General features: G+C 50.2%; 14 protein-coding genes and 2 rRNA genes (1 of these 16 cut by a window edge). 15 read left to right on the top strand and 1 reads right to left on the bottom strand.

What is annotated here, in order from left to right:
- The 11 genes from MHB80_RS26975 to pssA form a co-directional block, all read left to right on the top strand.
- Positions 1-2,108 (top strand): 23S ribosomal RNA (locus MHB80_RS26975); it begins 827 nt to the left of the window's first position.
- A gap of 72 nt (positions 2,109-2,180) precedes the next feature.
- Positions 2,181-2,297, top strand: a 5S ribosomal RNA gene (rrf, locus tag MHB80_RS26970).
- A 490-nt stretch (positions 2,298-2,787) separates the two neighbouring features.
- Positions 2,788-3,249, top strand: a complete 462-nt coding sequence (locus MHB80_RS26965; protein ID WP_341279810.1) for a CtsR family transcriptional regulator — start codon at positions 2,788-2,790, stop codon at positions 3,247-3,249.
- Positions 3,250-3,289: 40 nt separating this feature from the next.
- Complete coding sequence (locus tag MHB80_RS26960; protein WP_046234191.1) at positions 3,290-3,814, top strand: UvrB/UvrC motif-containing protein; 525 nt, start codon at positions 3,290-3,292, stop codon at positions 3,812-3,814.
- A 24-nt stretch (positions 3,815-3,838) separates the two neighbouring features.
- Complete coding sequence (locus tag MHB80_RS26955) at positions 3,839-4,918, top strand: protein arginine kinase (protein WP_341279809.1); 1,080 nt, start codon at positions 3,839-3,841, stop codon at positions 4,916-4,918.
- A 2-nt stretch (positions 4,919-4,920) separates the two neighbouring features.
- Positions 4,921-7,392 (top strand): ATP-dependent protease ATP-binding subunit ClpC, encoded by a 2,472-nt coding sequence (gene clpC, locus MHB80_RS26950; protein ID WP_341279808.1) that lies wholly within the window; start codon positions 4,921-4,923, stop codon positions 7,390-7,392.
- A gap of 281 nt (positions 7,393-7,673) precedes the next feature.
- Positions 7,674-8,099 carry an ankyrin repeat domain-containing protein gene (locus MHB80_RS26945; protein WP_341279807.1) on the top strand — a complete coding sequence of 142 codons (426 nt, stop codon included), beginning with the start codon at positions 7,674-7,676 and terminating at the stop codon, positions 8,097-8,099.
- A 15-nt stretch (positions 8,100-8,114) separates the two neighbouring features.
- Entirely contained in the window at positions 8,115-8,465 is a 351-nt protein-coding gene (locus MHB80_RS26940) for an antibiotic biosynthesis monooxygenase (protein WP_341279806.1), read from the top strand.
- A gap of 156 nt (positions 8,466-8,621) precedes the next feature.
- The gene (gene radA, locus MHB80_RS26935; protein ID WP_341279805.1) at positions 8,622-9,989 is read left to right on the top strand and encodes a DNA repair protein RadA; all 1,368 of its coding nucleotides are present in this window, start codon (positions 8,622-8,624) and stop codon (positions 9,987-9,989) included.
- A 10-nt stretch (positions 9,990-9,999) separates the two neighbouring features.
- Positions 10,000-11,076: a DNA integrity scanning diadenylate cyclase DisA gene (gene disA, locus MHB80_RS26930; RefSeq protein WP_341283089.1), complete on the top strand. Its 1,077-nt coding sequence runs from the start codon at positions 10,000-10,002 to the stop codon at positions 11,074-11,076.
- A gap of 87 nt (positions 11,077-11,163) precedes the next feature.
- Complete coding sequence (gene pssA, locus MHB80_RS26925; protein WP_341279804.1) at positions 11,164-11,910, top strand: CDP-diacylglycerol--serine O-phosphatidyltransferase; 747 nt, start codon at positions 11,164-11,166, stop codon at positions 11,908-11,910.
- A gap of 287 nt (positions 11,911-12,197) precedes the next feature.
- Here the strand turns inward: pssA and MHB80_RS26920 are convergent, their stop codons facing one another.
- On the bottom strand, positions 12,198-12,593 hold the full coding sequence (locus MHB80_RS26920; protein WP_341279803.1) for a DUF1573 domain-containing protein: 396 nt from the start codon (positions 12,591-12,593) through the stop codon (positions 12,198-12,200).
- 149 nt (positions 12,594-12,742) lie between these two features.
- On the opposite strand from MHB80_RS26920, the gene MHB80_RS26915 reads away from it, so the two are divergent.
- From MHB80_RS26915 to gltX, 4 genes are all read left to right on the top strand, one after another.
- The gene (locus MHB80_RS26915; protein ID WP_341279802.1) at positions 12,743-13,840 is read left to right on the top strand and encodes a PIN/TRAM domain-containing protein; all 1,098 of its coding nucleotides are present in this window, start codon (positions 12,743-12,745) and stop codon (positions 13,838-13,840) included.
- Positions 13,841-13,896: 56 nt separating this feature from the next.
- On the top strand, positions 13,897-14,601 hold the full coding sequence (gene ispD / locus MHB80_RS26910) for a 2-C-methyl-D-erythritol 4-phosphate cytidylyltransferase (RefSeq protein WP_341279801.1): 705 nt from the start codon (positions 13,897-13,899) through the stop codon (positions 14,599-14,601).
- A 2-nt stretch (positions 14,602-14,603) separates the two neighbouring features.
- Entirely contained in the window at positions 14,604-15,086 is a 483-nt protein-coding gene (ispF, locus tag MHB80_RS26905; protein ID WP_341279800.1) for a 2-C-methyl-D-erythritol 2,4-cyclodiphosphate synthase, read from the top strand.
- 891 nt (positions 15,087-15,977) lie between these two features.
- Positions 15,978-17,444: a glutamate--tRNA ligase gene (gene gltX / locus MHB80_RS26900; protein WP_341279799.1), complete on the top strand. Its 1,467-nt coding sequence runs from the start codon at positions 15,978-15,980 to the stop codon at positions 17,442-17,444.
- Positions 17,445-18,024: the final 580 nt, after the last annotated feature.

The raw sequence follows: 18,024 nt of genomic DNA, 5'->3' as shown, positions 1-18,024 counted from the left end.
AGAAATTCCAATCGAACTCGGAGATAGCTGGTTCTCCCCGAAATAGCTTTAGGGCTAGCCTCGAGGTATGAACGTCGTGGAGGTAGAGCACTGATTGGGTGCGGGGCCCGCCAAGGGTTACCAAGTCTAGTCAAACTCCGAATGCCATAGACGTGCTTCTCGGGAGTCAGACAGTGAGTGCTAAGATCCATTGTCAAGAGGGAAACAGCCCAGATCATCAGCTAAGGTCCCCAAGTGTGTGTTAAGTGGGAAAGGATGTGGAGTTGCAAAGACAACCAGGATGTTGGCTTAGAAGCAGCCACCATTTAAAGAGTGCGTAATAGCTCACTGGTCGAGTGACTCTGCGCCGAAAATGTAACGGGGCTAAACACACCACCGAAGCTATGACATGTACCGTATGGTACTTGGGTAGGGGAGCGTTGAATATAGGTTGAAGGTATACCGTAAGGAGTGCTGGACTGTATTCAAGTGAGAATGCCGGTATGAGTAACGAAAAGACAAGTGAGAATCTTGTCCGCCGAAAGCCTAAGGGTTCCTGAGGAAGGCTCGTCCACTCAGGGTAAGTCGGGACCTAACGCGAGGCCGAAAGGCGTAGTGGAAGGACAACAGGTTCAAATTCCTGTACCACCGTAAACCGTTATGAGCAATGGGATGACGCAGAAGGGCAGTGACGCGGACTGATGGAATAGTCCGTCCAAGCAGTGAGGCTGATGAGTAGGCAAATCCGCTCATCGTGAAGGCTGGGCTGTGATGGGGAGCGAAAATTATAGTAGCGAAGGTCATGCACTCCGGCTGCCGAGAAAAGTCTCTAGCCAGGTGAAGGTGCCCGTACCGCAAACCGACACAGGTAGGCGAGCAGAGCATGCTAAGGCGCGCGGAAGAACTCTCGTTAAGGAACTCGGCAAAATGACCCCGTAACTTCGGGAGAAGGGGTACCTCGGTAGGGTGAATAGCCCGAGGGGGTCGCAGTGAAAAGGCCCAAGCGACTGTTTAGCAAAAACACAGGTCTGTGCGAAGCCGTAAGGCGAAGTATACGGGCTGACGCCTGCCCGGTGCTGGAAGGTTAAGGGGAGCGGTTAGGAGCAATCCGAAGCTGTGAACCGAAGCCCCAGTAAACGGCGGCCGTAACTATAACGGTCCTAAGGTAGCGAAATTCCTTGTCAGGTAAATTCTGACCCGCACGAATGGCGTAACGACTTGGGCGCTGTCTCAACGAGAGATCCGGTGAAATTTTAATACCTGTGAAGATGCAGGTTACCCGCGACAAGACGGAAAGACCCCATGGAGCTTTACTGTAACTTGATATTGAACTTTGGTACGATCTGTACAGGATAGGTGGGAGCCATTGAAGCATGAGCGCCAGCTTGTGTGAAGGCGACGTTGGGATACCACCCTGATCGTATCGGAGTTCTAACCTAGGACCATGAAACTGGTTCGGGGACCGTGTCAGGTGGACAGTTTGACTGGGGCGGTCGCCTCCTAAAATGTAACGGAGGCGCCCAAAGGTTCCCTCAGAATGGTTGGAAATCATTCGGAGAGTGCAAAGGCATAAGGGAGCTTGACTGCGAGACCTACAAGTCGAGCAGGGACGAAAGTCGGGCTTAGTGATCCGGTGGTACCGAATGGAAGGGCCATCGCTCAACGGATAAAAGCTACCCTGGGGATAACAGGCTTATCTCCCCCAAGAGTCCACATCGACGGGGAGGTTTGGCACCTCGATGTCGGCTCATCGCATCCTGGGGCTGAAGTAGGTCCCAAGGGTTGGGCTGTTCGCCCATTAAAGCGGTACGCGAGCTGGGTTCAGAACGTCGTGAGACAGTTCGGTCCCTATCTGTCGCGGGCGCAGGAAATTTGAGAGGAGCTGTCCTTAGTACGAGAGGACCGGGATGGACGTACCGCTGGTGTACCAGTTGTTCCGCCAGGAGCACCGCTGGGTAGCCAAGTACGGACGGGATAAGCGCTGAAAGCATCTAAGCGCGAAGCCCCCCTCAAGATGAGATTTCCCAATTTAGTAAGACCCCTTGAAGACGACGAGGTTGATAGGTTCGGGGTGGAAGCGCAGCAATGCGTGCAGCTGACGAATACTAATCGGTCGAGGGCTTATCCTAACAACACGCTAAAGTTTCAGACATTGTCTTTCGCATCCAGTTTTGAGGGTAGCAATACCCGTACGCAATCCGTTTGGTGGCGATGGCGGAGGGGAACCACGCGTTCCCATCCCGAACACGACCGTTAAGCCCTCCAGCGCCGATGGTACTTGGACCGCAGGGTCCTGGGAGAGTAGGACGTCGCCAAGCACGAGAAGCCTGTCGCAATCATTGCGGCAGGTTTTTTGTTGTCTTGTAAATGAGTTAGACAATCATATAGTGAAAATGCTGTGCACAACTTATCTACAGCCGTGGATGAGGTGCATAGTATTTTTTTTGTGGCGTGTATAAGTCCGTGTTAGCGCGGTTGTTCACATGTGGGTAAGTTTGATCGGCGTTATATGAACATAATGTAAACACGAGTTATGCACATTCGTTCACTTTTTATGCACAGCCTGTTTATAAATAGGATTGATCTAGGCTGGTCGGGTATAATTAGTGCTTTTTCGCATCATGCTAGGTAGTAGCCTTGTGCATAATAGCTTGTGGATGAATAGTCAGAAAATTAAGATTCCATCTCTTGACCTTTCTTAAATTTTGCGTATAATAAAGTTAAAGTCAAAGAAAGTCAAAGTCAGTTGGAGCTGCATATGAATAAGCGTAAGCTTGTGCTCCATGCAGTACCAGGGAGGTTGGTGATATGCGAAACATTTCCGATCTCATTGAACAGTATTTAAAAAATATGCTGCAGGAAAGTACGGAAAGCTCGGTGGAAATACAGCGCAATGAGCTGGCTGAGAAATTTTCGTGCGTCCCTTCCCAGATTAATTACGTGATTAGTACGCGTTTTACGCTGGAGAAGGGTTACATGGTCGAATCGAAGCGTGGAGGCGGTGGTTATGTCCGGATTCAACGGGTAGAGCTGCCAGCTTTGCAGACGATTCAGTTTCATATTCGGCAGACGATTGGAGATTGCGTGGAGCAGAGCGTCGCGGAAGGTCTGATTTATCAGCTTGAAGAAGCGCTGATGGTCACGAAACGCGAGGCGCAGCTGCTGCGTGCAGCAATTGATCGGGAAACCATTGCCGTCAAGCTGCCGCTGCGTGATGAGCTAAGGGCCCGTTTGCTGAGAGCGATGCTTATATCGCTTCTGGTTAAGTAACTTTACCGTGCGTATCGCGCATGGAAAGGGGTGATACGTCTTGATTTGTCAGGAATGCGGCAAGAAGCCGGCAACGCTTCATTTTACGAAGATTGTCGGTGGAGAGAAGACGGAGTTTCACATTTGTGAAGCTTGTGCACGTGAACGGGGAGAAGGTATTCCAGGAACGGCGAATGGCTTCTCTATCCACAGCTTGCTGTCGGGTCTGCTTGATTTTGATCCATCTGGAACATCGGGTTCAGCAGGGACGAAGCCTTGCCCAGTCATACGCTGTGACGAATGCGGATTTACTTATGCGCAGTTCAGCAAGATCGGACGCTTTGGCTGCAGCGCCTGCTACAAGCATTTTTCAGATAAGTTAGATCCGCTCCTTAAAAGGGTACATGGTAGTACGGTGCATACGGGAAAAATTCCGAAACGCTCCGGAGGGCAATTGCAAAATAAACGAGAACTTGATCAGCTCAGACGCGAGTTGTATGATCGTATTGAGCAAGAAGAATTTGAAAGTGCGGCTCAAATTAGGGATCGTATTCGTGAGCTTGAGCGTAAAATAGCAGAGCTGTAAGTCGTGAAGTAAGGAGGATACCTCTTGGAGAGTCGTCGTTTTTCAGAGCAAGCGTTAAGCGATTGGATGAAGGGGGATGGTCCAGAGTCAGATATCGTGATCAGCAGCCGTATACGTATCGCCAGAAATTTGAACCATCATCCGTTTCCGTTGCTCGCTACGAAGGAGCAGTCGCTTGAGGTTATGGAGCAGCTGGCTGCTATAGGGGCATCTGGAAAGCTCGAGCCTATCGGCCAGTTTGATACCATCGTGTTAGCTGATCTTACGGAGCTGGAGAAGCGTGTATTAGTCGAAAAGCATTTGATTAGCCCTAATCTGGCTAATGAATCTCGAGGCGGAGCCTTCATCCTCAGCGATAATGAATCGGTGAGCATTATGATTAATGAAGAAGACCATCTGCGAATTCAATGCCTATATCCGGGTTTTCAAATTCAGGAAGCTTGGACGCTGGCGAATCGGATCGATGATATTTTTGAAGCGGAGACCGAATATGCTTTTGATGAGAAACGCGGTTATTTAACGACTTGCCCGACCAACGTTGGAACAGGCATTCGCGTATCCATTATGGTACATTTGCCGGCTCTCGTGCTATCATCGCAAATCAATCGAATTTTGCAGGCAGTCACGCAGGTCGGACTCGCGGTTCGCGGATTGTATGGCGAAGGCAGTGAAGCGCTTGGCAATGTGTTTCAAATCTCGAACCAAATTACACTCGGTCAATCAGAGTCCGAAATTATTGACAACTTGTACAGCGTAGCCAGACAAATTATTGAGCATGAGAAAGCAGCTCGAATACGGCTTCTTGCTGAGTCTAAGCTGCGCATTGAAGATAGAGTAAAGCGGTCCTATGGGATTTTATCCTATGCGGCTATTATGGATACGAAGGAAGCGGCACAGCGGCTTTCAGATGTAAGGTTGGGCGTTGATCTGGGATTGCTGGATAATATATCGCCTCAAGTCATGAATGAATTAATGATTATGACGCAGCCTGGCTTCTTGCAGCAAGTATTTAAGGAAACGATGAATGCGGAGCAGCGGGATTATCGCCGGGCAGAACTTATTCGCAAGCAGTTGCGAAGTCAAATGGAACATGGGGGTGCGTAACGATGATGTTCGGAAGATTCACGGAACGGGCACAGAAGGTGCTTGCATTGGCGCAGGAGGAAGCGGTTCGTCTTGGACATAACAATATTGGTACAGAGCATATTTTACTTGGACTGATTCGTGAAGGGGAAGGCATCGCCGCGAAAGCGCTGATTGGACTTGGCCTGGGCCTAGAGAAAATTCAGGATGAGGTTGAAGCTTTGATCGGAAGAGGCCAGGAGCAGCCTACTAACATTGCCTATACGCCACGTGCGAAAAAGGTCATTGAGCTCTCTATGGATGAAGCGAGAAAGCTGGGCCATACGTATGTGGGCACGGAGCATATTTTGCTCGGACTCATTCGTGAAGGCGAAGGTGTTGCAGCTCGCGTGCTGAACAATCTCGGCATCAGCCTGAATAAAGCTCGCCAGCAAGTGCTGCAATTGCTTGGCAGCAGCGAAGCAATCTCCAGCAACCATGGCGCTCCATCTAATGTGAGCACGCCAACGCTGGACGGACTTGCCCGCGATTTGACCTCCTTCGCTAAAGAAGGCAATCTCGATCCGGTTATTGGCCGCAGTAAGGAAATCGAGCGCGTAATTCAAGTGCTTAGCCGCCGGACGAAAAACAATCCTGTTCTCATCGGGGAACCCGGCGTTGGTAAAACGGCGATTGCCGAAGGACTGGCGCAAAAAATTATTGCAAACGAAATTCCGGAAACGCTGCGCGATAAACGCGTAATGACACTTGATATGGGTTCTGTTGTTGCTGGTACGAAGTACCGCGGCGAGTTTGAGGACCGTCTGAAAAAAATTATGGATGAAATCCGCCAAGCCGGCAATATCATCCTGTTCATCGATGAGCTTCATACGCTGATCGGAGCAGGCGGAGCTGAAGGCGCGATTGATGCTTCGAATATTTTAAAGCCGGCGCTAGCACGTGGCGAGCTGCAATGTATCGGTGCGACTACGCTGGATGAATACCGCAAGTACATCGAGAAGGATGCTGCGCTGGAGCGCCGTTTCCAACCGATTACGGTAGATCAGCCTTCGCCAGAAGAAGCGGTACAAATTTTGTACGGCCTGCGCGATCGTTATGAAGCCCATCACCGGGTGAAAATTACCGATGAAGCAATTGTTCAAGCGGTTAAGCTGTCCGACCGCTACATTACGGATCGTTTCCTACCGGATAAGGCGATCGACCTGATTGATGAAGCGGGCTCGAAAGTTCGCCTCAACTCGTATACGATTCCGCCAAACCTTAAGCAGCTGGAAAACCGTCTGGAGGATATCCGCAAGGAGAAAGACTCCGCTGTTCAAAGCCAGGAGTTTGAGAAAGCAGCTGCGCTTCGCGATACCGAGCAGAAGATGCGCGAAGAGCTGGATATTACGAAAAACCAATGGAAAGAAAAACAAGGACGTACGGATTCCGAAGTGACACCTGAGGATATTGCACAGGTAGTAGCGAGCTGGACCGGCATTCCGGTAAGCAAGCTGGCAGAGGAGGAAACCGAGCGTCTGCTGAAAATGGAATCGATTCTTCACGGTCGTGTCATCGGCCAGGAAGAAGCAGTCAAAGCGGTATCGCGCGCTATGCGCCGTGCTCGTGCTGGCCTGAAGGATCCGAAGCGCCCGATGGGTTCATTCATTTTCCTCGGTCCAACGGGTGTAGGTAAAACTGAGCTTGCTCGTGCGCTTGCAGAAGCGATGTTCGGCGATGAAAATGCGATTATCCGCATCGATATGTCGGAATATATGGAGAAGCATTCGACTTCCCGTCTCGTTGGGGCACCTCCGGGATATGTTGGTTATGAGGAAGGCGGTCAATTGACCGAGAAAGTACGCCGTAAGCCTTATTCGGTTGTATTGCTCGATGAGATTGAGAAAGCTCACCCAGAAGTTTTCAACATTTTGCTGCAGGTGTTGGAAGACGGTCGCCTGACTGATTCTAAAGGCCGTGTAGTCGATTTCCGCAATACGCTGATCATTATGACGTCGAACGTGGGCGCGGATCAAATTAAACGGAATTCTTCGCTGGGCTTCACTGCGGTTCACGACGCTGGTCGTGACTTCATCCAAATGAAGGATAAAGTAATGGCTGAGCTTAAAAAGAGCTTCCGCCCTGAGTTCCTGAATCGGATTGACGAAACAATCGTGTTCCATTCGCTGGAACAGGAGCATATCGCCGAAATCGTGACTTTGATGTCCGACGATCTGCGCAAACGCCTGCGTGAGCAAGATGTTGACTTCTTGCTGACCGACGCAGCGAAAGCATTTTTGGCGAAGGAAGGCTTTGATCCGCAATATGGTGCGCGTCCACTGCGTCGTGCGATTCAGAAGCATATCGAGGACCGGTTGTCCGAGGAGCTGCTCATGGGCAGCATTCAAAAAGGTGACCGATTCACGATTGATGAGAAAGATGGCGCTTTGACGGTTACGAAAGCGGAGTCTCTTGATTTGGAGAAAGCATCCGAAGAGCCGGCAGCTAAATCATAAAAAAAGTGAGGATGCTGCACAACTGATCACAGCTTATCAGCACAACCGGTGAGCTAGATTTATGCAGCTTGGCACAACAAAAGAAAGCTTCCAGAACCCGTGAACATGACGGATTCTGGAAGCTTTTTTATGTGCTCGGCAGATGGATTCTATTCTTTTTTTATTTGACAATGAGAATCATTATCGTGTATCTTATAAAGAGTAGGCGATACTTTAACGATAAACTCTTTCATATAAAAAGACGAAGAACGTAAATAGATGACGGAAGGCGGTAATAGGGTATGGGTTTGCATGCGGCCAGAATAACGGCTGAAGAGGCGTCATATTTATCAAATGAATATATCAAGCAGTTCGTTAGAGCAGCGCATATGGATTTTGACAAGGTAAAGCAAATGCTGAATGAAGAGCCGGAACTGCTGCACGCTGCCTGTGACTGGGGCGATGGTGATTGGGAAAATGCGCTAGGCGCAGCCGCTCATGTCGGGCGCAGGGATATCGCGCTGTATTTGCTGGAGCGTGGAGCAAGACTTGATTTGTTTGCTGCGGCGATGTTAGGCAAGCTGGAAGTGGTTCATGCGATTTTAAGTGACGACCCCTCGGCGAAAGATGCCATTGGCTCGCATGGTATTCCGCTCATCGTTCATGCCAAGATGGGTGGCGAGGAGTCGCGCTGCGTTTATGCTTATTTGGAAAGCCTTCAGGCTTGATAGGAGGAGTACATCATGATCGTGGTCACGAACACCATTAAAGTTAAAAAAGGGCACGGGGAAGCCGTAGCCGAGCGGTTCCAGCATACGAAGGGAATTGAGCTTTCTCCCGGTTTTATCCGGATGGAAGTGCTGCTTATGGAAAACTTGGTGGACTATGATGAGCTGAGAGTTGGCACAACATGGGAAAATAAAGCGTCGTTTGAAGGCTGGGTCAACAGCGACTCCTTCCGTCAGGCCCATGCACATCGTCAAAAGAAGGCAGGCGAAGGCTGCCACAGCCAGCAAAATGAAGTCATTATGCTCGGTTCTCAGCTTTCAACCCACCGCGTTATTGTGGCGCGGCAAGCGGCTATTCAAGCTTAAGGGATAGCGTATATAGGTTGTCTTTTTCAGAAAGTTCCCTTCTTCCTCATATGGATGACAGGGAACTTTCTTGCGTATAAGGAAGTAGGGGTTTATACAATCCGCATTAAATGGTAAACTTTTAATGATAGTGTTTTTTAGTAAAAGGAGCCGGACATGGCAAAAATAAAAACGAAATTCGTATGCAATGAATGTGGAACAGAGTCGCCAAAGTGGATGGGCAAATGCCCCGGGTGCCAGTCATGGAATTCCATGATTGAAGAGAAGGAAACCGTTGTCAAGACGCAGGGAGTCGGTTTGCGTGTTGCGCAAACGAAAGAAAAGCCACAATCGATCATACATATAGAGAGTGGGAAGGAACCGCGCATTGAAACGAGCTTGAAGGAGCTCAACCGCGTACTTGGCGGAGGCGTTGTGCCGGGTTCCCTTTTGCTGGTAGGGGGAGATCCCGGTATCGGAAAATCCACGCTGCTGCTGCAAACCTCGCATGCACTGGCAACGAAGGGATTGAAGGTTCTCTATATTTCGGGTGAGGAATCGGTGCGGCAAACGAGGCTAAGAGCGGATCGGCTTGGTGCGCTGACGGAATCCTTGTATGTGCTTTGCGAAACGAACATGGATCATATTAACGAGGCGATTGAATCGGTGGACCCCGATTTTCTCGTTATTGACTCCATCCAGACGGTTTATGATCCGGGTGTTCAATCAGCGCCGGGCAGCGTATCCCAGGTTCGGGAATGCACAGCGCATTTCATGCGAGTCGCCAAAATCAAAGGGATCGCAACGGTGCTGGTCGGGCATGTGACGAAGGAAGGCGCCATTGCCGGGCCGCGGATGCTGGAGCATATGGTCGATTGCGTGCTGTATTTTGAAGGTGAGCGTCATCACACTTACAGGCTGCTGCGCGCGGTGAAAAACCGGTTCGGGTCAACGAATGAGATCGGAATTTTCGAGATGGGCGAGGAAGGCTTGCGTGAGGTGCTGAATCCTTCTGAGTTGTTTTTATCTGAGCGTCCGCTTGGCGTAGCAGGTTCTATTGTTGTTGCGAGCATGGAGGGAACCCGTCCTGTATTGGTGGAATTGCAGGCGCTGGTGGCGACGACGAATTTCCCATCGCCGAGGCGCATGACAGCTGGGCTTGACCATCATCGCATGGCGTTGATCATTGCTGTGCTTGAGAAGCGAAACGGCATGTTTCTTCAGACGCAGGATGCTTATTTGAATGTAGCAGGCGGCATTAAGCTGGATGAGCCAGCCGTTGATTTAGCAGCAGCGGTATGTCTCGCTTCCAGCTTTCGGGATGCGCCAACGAGACCTTACGACGTTGTGTTCGGAGAAGTTGGTCTGACAGGCGAGGTGCGTGCTGTTTCGCGTGCTGAGCAGCGGGTAAAGGAAGCCGAGAAGCTGGGCTTCAAACGCGTTATTATGCCGGAGAGAAGCTTGAAGGGCTGGAAGCCGCCGGCATCTATTGAGATCATTGGTGTAAACACCGTAGCGGAAGCGCTCTCGGCAGCACTAGGATAGGGGGAAGATGATGAAGGAACAGAGCCAGCTAGAAACGATGAACCAGCTTTTGCAGCTAGTCGCGCCCGGTACCCCGTTCCGTGACGGCTTAGAGAACGTGCTGCGGGCGAAGACTGGGGCATTAATCGTTGTCGGATACAGTCCTGAGGTGATGGAAGTTGTAGATGGAGGTTTTTCCATCAATTGCGACTTCTCGCCTAACTATTTGTATGAGCTTGCGAAGATGGATGGTGCGATTATTTTGAGCGAGGATATGCGGCGGATTCTGTATGCCAACACGCAGCTTATTCCGAACAGCTCCATTCCGTCAATTGAGACGGGAATCCGCCACCGTACTGCGGAGCGGGTAGGCAAGCAGACGGGCAAGCTCGTCGTATCCATTTCGCAGCGCCGAAATATTATTACGCTGTATCAAGGCAATTTGCGGTATGCTCTCAAGGAAATGGGCAACATTTTGACCAAAGCGAATCAGGCGATTCAGACGCTGGAGAAATATAAGGCGGTGCTGGGCCAATCGTTTAAAAATTTGTCCGTACTTGAGTTCGAAGAGTTGGTCACCCTGCAGGAGGTTGCTCATGTTGTGCAGCGTGTAGAAATGGTGCTGCGCGTCAAAATGGAAATTAAGCGTTATGTGACCGAGCTGGGAACGGAAGGACGCCTCATTGCCATGCAGCTGGAAGAACTGGTCGATGGTGTGGATGAGGATGCTTGGTACTTGCTGAAGGATTATGCAAAAGACAATTCAGATGAGAAAATACGGGAAATCCGGCTGGCGATGAAAAAACTAAGCTCGGATGAGCTGCTCGATGCTTCGCCATTTATCCGCCTTCTAGGCTATCCGCATACCGCGTCTATGGCGGAAGAATCCATTTCACCGAGGGGCTATCGTCTGTTGAACAAAATCCCGCGCTTGCCGCTCATTATTATGAATAATCTGGTCGAGCGCTTCGCAAGACTGCCGCATATTATGATGGCGACAATCGGTGAACTGGATGATGTTGACGGAATTGGGGAAGTCCGGGCGAGGGCAATCAAGGAAGGTTTGAAACGGATCCAGGATCAAATGTTCATTGACAGGCAAATCTAAATCCCATACAATTGATGGAATGTGAACGGCCCGATCATCATACATTTGTGTTTGGTCTTAGGGCATAGTAGAGAAGAGGTGGAACAGATGATTATAAAGTCAATACCGAGCCTTTTCACGGTGGGGAATTTGTTTCTTGGCGTAATCGCCATTATTATGGTGTTTAATGAGAAACCTGAAATTGCAGCGATGATGGTTATTATCGCAATGCTGCTTGATGGCGTAGATGGCAGAGTGGCACGTGCGCTTAATGCACAGAGCGAATTTGGCAAGGAGCTCGATTCGTTATCCGATGTTATTTCCTTCGGAGTAGCTCCGGCGTTCATTATGTATGTAGTCGCTTTTCAGGATTTAAATACAGCAGTGGCTTGGATAATTACCGCGTTATTCCCGATTTGCGGGGCTTTGCGGCTGGCTAGATTTAATGTTGTAACGAAGACGCCAAGCGGTTATTTCATCGGGCTGCCGATCCCAGCAGCTGGTGGTGTTTTGGCAACGCTAGCTCTATTCAAAAATGATATTTCGGTTATTGTGCTGTTAATCAGCACGCTTGCTCTTTCCATTCTTATGGTGAGCACGGTTCGTTACCCGAATTTCAAGAAGTTTGGCATTCCGAAGAGCGCGATTTGGGTCGTGCCGATTATCGTCGTGTTTTCGCTCGTTATCGGTATTTGGTTCAATCAATATTTGTCGAAGCTGATTTTCATCCCTCTTCTGCTATACGCGCTGTGGGGCTTAAAAAAAAACGTTGATCGGCGCATTAAACCGCGCAGACGTAAAAACAAGCATGCGGAGCTAAGCGAGGAGCAGGTGCAATCGGAGACGATTGCCTAGTGTGCAGCTAGCGCAGAAGCATTTATCAATAAACAGGAAACAACAAACAAGCTGTAAACCATGTAAGCGTGGTTTACAGCTTGTTTTGTTGTTGAAATGGGCTGTGTCGCCAAAGGATGGCGACAGCCATTTCACCTTGAAATATAGGAAAGTATATGATTTTGCCATACTTTCTCTATATTTCTACGCGAAACGGTAGCTTAGCCGCCAAAGGATAGCAACAGCCGTTTACGCTTGGCAACTTGCATCATTATGTGGAGGTAGCAATGGCCTTGCAGGCATTCGCTTTACGTTAAATTAAATAGGCCAAGCGTTGAGCATTTGTCATACTCATCAGCGATGACTTCATCCAGCTGGATATTCAGCAGATTGCACATCGCGGTCATGTAGAACAGGTTGCGTCCAAGATCGGCCTTAAGCACATCGCGGCAGTGCTCGCATAGCTCGCCAGAAAGGTGGCTTTGCAGTGTTTCTTTCGCGCTCTTCAGGTTCGGTTCATCGGAATAGTGCTGCTTGCGGGCCGCAAGCTCAATGCAGCCGCAGTCGGTCACAGCTTTCGTTACCGCACGATTGACGGACGTTCCAGCCTGCCCAAACTTTGACATTACATCCAGCAGGCTCCGATGCCTTAGCAGTAACTCGGATACTTGCTGTTGAAATTGATCCAATGTTGGTGCGCTCATCGGTTACACCTCTTTCATCAACTTTAGCAACTTCTGATCTTGTTTCCATTATAAGCTTACTTGGTCCGCATTTCAAAATGAAAAATCATTCACCTTTGACGGTTAGAGTGTTCCCAATTGGAACATAATTGTAATGGAGGTGGATGAATATGGTAAGACGTATCATTCAATTAATTGGAATAATGTTAGGTGCAATGGCAGGACGCGAGCTTCACAGCATGACCAGTTTATCGGGATTATGGGCTGAGCCATCTATTGGGATGCTTGAGCATTCCGGCACTTATTACATGAATGTCGGAATCGGCGCATTGTGCGGGGTCATTCTCGCGACCTTGGCAGCAAATCCGCTCATTCGTTTAATGCAGCGTGGGGCTGAGCAGACTTCGGCCATGCCGGTCAAGGATTTGCTTGCTGGTGCAGCAGGATTGTTCGTAGGGCTGCTGCTGTCGGTGCTGCTGTATCCGGCGGTGTCGGACATTGGAGGCATAGGTGTGATGCTGCCGGCCATTATGGCACTGTTCTTTGGCTATCTGGGCGTGCGGATTTCCTGGAACAAGCGGGATGAGCTGACAGAAAAGCTCATTGAGTTGTGGAACCAGCGCAAAGCGGCTCCCGCAATTGATGAGACGAGCGGCTTCGAGGAGCATAAGATTTTGGATACGAGCGTTATTATTGATGGGCGGATCGCCGACATTTGCAAAACCGGCTTTATCGAGGGAACGCTGGTCATTCCCGAATTCGTGCTGGAGGAGCTGCAGCATATTGCCGATTCTTCGGACTTGCTCAAGCGCAACCGCGGCCGCCGGGGGCTGGATATTTTGAACAAAATCCAGAAAGAGCTTGATGTGCGTGTGCTTATCTATGAAGGAGATTTTGAGGAAATCAGCGAGGTGGACAGCAAGCTGGTGAAGCTGGCTAAGGCACTGCATGGCAAAGTGGTGACGAATGATTTTAACCTGAACAAGGTGTGCGAGCTGCAAGGTGTGTCCGTCTTGAACATTAATGATTTGGCGAATGCCGTGAAGCCCGTAGTTTTGCCAGGTGAAGAAATTATTGTGCAGGTCATTAAAGACGGCAAGGAGCATGGACAAGGTGTCGCTTATCTCGATGATGGCACGATGATCGTTGTGGAGGGTGGACGCGAATACATCGGCACGACGATGGAAGTGCTTGTAACGAGCGTGCTGCAAACGTCTGCGGGACGGATGATTTTCGCCAAGCCGAAGCTGTTGGAAAAAGCACAGTAAAAAAGGTATGATAGAGGGGATACAATACCGGCACAGAGATTTGAGGGGAATACGACATGGGGGCAAAATGGGGAGTTGTCGTCGTCGCGGCAGGACGCGGTTCGCGAATGGGGACAAAAGAAAGCAAGCAGTACCTGGAAATGCAGGGCAAGCCGATTGTTGTACATACGCTTGAGCTGTTCGCTTCGCTCGATAACCTTGTAGAAATAATCGTCGTTGTCGGCGCTGATGATGTGGGGCGAGTAGAAGAGCTGGTCAGCCGCTATGGCATCGCCAAGGTGAAGGCGGTTGTCGCAGGCGGCAGCGAAAGGCAGCATTCGGTTTACAGCGGCATTCAGGCGCTTTCGCCTGCTATAGAGTGGGTCATGGTGCATGATGGCGTGCGGCCGCTAGTGACGGCAGCTGCGGTCGGCACCTGCTGCTCCGTGGCGGAGCGTGTGGGTGCAGCCGTGCTGGCCGTGCCTGTGAAGGATACGATTAAACAGGTGGGCGATAACGGCTTGATCGTTTCGACGCCTGACCGCCGAAGCTTGTGGGCGATTCAAACGCCGCAGGCTTTTCGTCGTGAACTGCTTGTGCGTGCGCATGAGCAGGCCCAAGAAGAGGGGTTTCTGGGGACGGACGACGCGATGGTTGTCGAGCGAATGGGTGTACCGGTTGCCGTAGCGGAAGGCGATTATACAAATATAAAAATTACGACGCCTGAGGATTTGCCATGGGCGGAGTTTTTGCTCGCGAAGCGGGAGAGAGGGGAAGGCTGACTATGATTCGTGTAGGACAAGGCTTTGACGTTCACCAACTGGTAGAAGGCAGGCCGTGCATTATCGGCGGTGTAACTATTCCATATGAAAAAGGGCTGCTAGGGCATTCCGATGCTGACGTGCTGCTGCATGCGATTAGCGATGCGATATTGGGCGCATTGGCGCTTGGCGATATTGGGAAGCATTTTCCCGATACGGACCCTGAGTTCAAGGATGCTGACAGCTTGAAGCTGCTTGTACATATTTGGGGACTCGTCAAGGAGCGCGGCTATAAGCTCGGCAATATTGACTCGACGATAATTGCACAGCGTCCCAAGATGCTGCCATATATTCCGCAGATGGCGGAAATTATCGCAGAAGCCTTGGAGGCGGATGTGTCCCAGGTGAATGTGAAGGCAACGACGACGGAGCAGCTCGGCTTCACTGGGCGCGGCGAAGGAATCGCGGCGCAATCCGTTGTTTGCTTGATTAAAGATGTGATATAATCGCAGTAATTTTTGGGCGCTGGGATGGGAAAAAGACTTCTTCACGTTGTTGGTTTATCTAGGGTGTGTATGCAAACTAGAATCCGGATACTCATGCATAGGTAGCTTTGCCTTCAGAGGCTGGCGACAGCCGTTACGCTTGAAATACAGGAAAGTATATGATTTCGCCATACTTTCTCTATATTTCTCGGAATGAAACGCGCCACGCCGCAAAATGACAGCGAGAGCCGTTTCACCTTGAGGACGGAGGTTCCGTTATTCTGGCTTTTGAGAGGATTTGAGGTCTTGGGCGGACAGGAAATCCGTTATGTCCTTGATTTTCCCGTCAAAATAACGATCGGAAGCACATTAGCGTCTTCTGAGTCCGCGTCCTCTGCCATAACCCGTGTTTCGGCTGTAATAGCGGCAGCTGTGTCCGCCTAAAGCCTATTCATGAAGCTGACTTTCGATACGCAGGCTCCTGCTCATATTTGATGCTATAATCAATCAAGATTATAATGTGGCTTGCCTACGTTTGCATTTATGTCCAAAATAATTTTGCTAAAGATATAGCAAAATTATTTTGTTTAAGGTAACGCGAGGGTTATATTTTAGAAACGTAGCTGTTTTTTTGAAGGAAAGCTTAGCGATAGCTGATTTACTGCACTGATGTAAGAAGTATGGTGAAAAAGTCGTAGTGGAGAGAAAAGGGGTTGCTGGAGAAGCGGAAGCGTTCGCTTTTAGCCCTGAGTTTTAACGGCTCAGCCGTCTTATTCAAGGAAACTCAGGGGTAATGGCGATCGGAAGCAAGCTCTTTTCGCGCAGCGCAGACTCTTTTTCACCTTACTTCTTTATGAATCAGGCTGTACAAAAGCGCAAGGCTGCAAGCGACTAGGGAGGGGCAAGAAAACAATGACACAAGAAATTCGCGTGCGTTATGCACCATCGCCGACGGGGCATCTGCATATTGGCAATGCAAGAACGGCCTTATTCAATTATTTGTATGCCCGCAATTTGGGTGGAAAGTTTATTATCCGCATCGAAGATACGGATGTGAAGCGCAATATTGCCGGCGGAGAAGAAAGCCAGCTCACATATTTGAAATGGCTCGGCATTGACTGGGATGAAAGCATTGACGTTGGCGGCGACTACGGTCCATACCGTCAGACGGAGCGTCTTGATATTTATGAAAAGTATTGGCAGGACCTGCTGGATCGCGGCCTCGCTTACCGCTGCTACTGCACCGAGGAGGAGCTGGAGCGTGAGCGCGAGGAGCAGACGGCTCGGGGCGAAACACCGCGTTATTCCGGACTGCACCGCAATCTGACGGATGAGCAGCGCACAGTATTCGAGGCGGAAGGCCGGGTGCCAAGCATACGTTTCCGCGTGCCGGAAGGCCGCACCTATAAATTTGATGATGTCGTAAAAGGTGAAATCAGCTTTGATACGGCGGAGACGGGCGATTTTGTTATTGTGAAAAAAGATGGCATCCCGACCTACAACTTTGCCGTTGCGCTGGATGACCACCTAATGAAAATTAGCCACGTCCTGCGGGGCGAGGACCATATTTCCAATACGCCGCGTCAATTGATGATTTATGAAGCATTTGGCTGGGAGCCGCCTCGCTTTGGCCATATGACGCTGATCGTTAACGAAAACCGCAAAAAGCTCAGCAAGCGCGATGAGTCGATCATCCAGTTTATTGAGCAATACGATTCGCTAGGTTATTTGCCAGAGGCGATGTTCAATTTTATTACGCTGCTCGGCTGGTCGCCGGAAGGCGAGCAAGAGATCTTTACGCGTGAGCAATTGGTGGAAGTATTCAATGCTGAGCGTCTCAGCAAAAGCCCTGCCGTATTCGATACGCAGAAGCTGAGCTGGATGAACAATGAATATTTGAAAAAAACAGATCTGGCGCGTGTCGTCGAGATGTGTCTGCCACATTTGGTTAAGGCTGGCCGCGTGTCTGAGCAACTGGATGAAGCTGGCCGCGCATGGGTGAGCAATCTCGTTGCCTTGTATCAGGACAAGCTGCGTTATGCAGCGGAAATCGTGCCGCATACGGAGCTGTTCTTCCAAGAGGCTGCCCAGGATGAAGAAGAAGCGACGACGGTTCTTGCAGAAGAGCAGGTGCCGGTCGTGCTTGCTGCCTTCCTCGCACAAGTTGAAGCAACGCCAGCAGAGGCATTTGATGAAGGAAGCGTGAAGGCTTCCATTAAAACGGTGCAAAAAGATACCGGCTTCAAAGGCAAACAGCTGTTTATGCCAATCCGCGCCGCTTTGACCGGCCAGACACATGGCCCGGACTTGAATCAATCCATCGTGCTGCTTGGTCAAGCGAAAGTCATCGCCAGGCTGAACGAGCGATTGGGCCGCTAGGCTGGCTGTACGGGGAGCTTGCCTTGGCGCGAGTATTCGCGCTGGGCGTACTCTTTTTCACCATATGGTTACGCCCGGAAACAATGCCTCTTGTCACATAAGGGTGGATTGGGTATACTAGGGCTACTATTAGGAAGTTTACAGTTAACAAGCTATGAACAGGAAAAGTACGTTTTGCTGGATTTGCAGAGAGGACAACCGTCATTGCATCCAGGCCGGGTTACCCGCGGCTATTGGACAATGTAGCTGCAAGTTGTCTAATTCGGCGGGCGGAAAATTGCACCTGGGAGCTTTGTTCCGAGCCGTAAGGCCGAGCAGCTGTGTTTTTGAATCGAAGGAGGCTTCGTTCGAGGGCAGCAGGTGAGGCGCTTGTGGGGTAGGCGGCAACGTAGGCCTGCGTTAAAGGCTTTGAGATGGATAGCAACTGAGCTATCTGGCAGCCATAGGTTGAAGCGGGCGAAGGCAGACATGCCGAAGCTTGCTGCGAGCGGCGCAGATAGGTGTTCAGGCTGTTCAAGCAGAGTGGGACCGCGATTGAACACACGCCTCTGCAGCATGCAAATGCTGTGGGGGCTTTTTT

The organism is Paenibacillus sp. FSL H8-0537 (assembly GCF_038051995.1).
In the GTDB taxonomy this organism is placed as follows: domain Bacteria; phylum Bacillota; class Bacilli; order Paenibacillales; family Paenibacillaceae; genus Pristimantibacillus.
The sequence above is the reverse complement of the archived record's forward strand: the minus strand, read 5'-3'. Positions and strand labels throughout refer to the sequence as shown.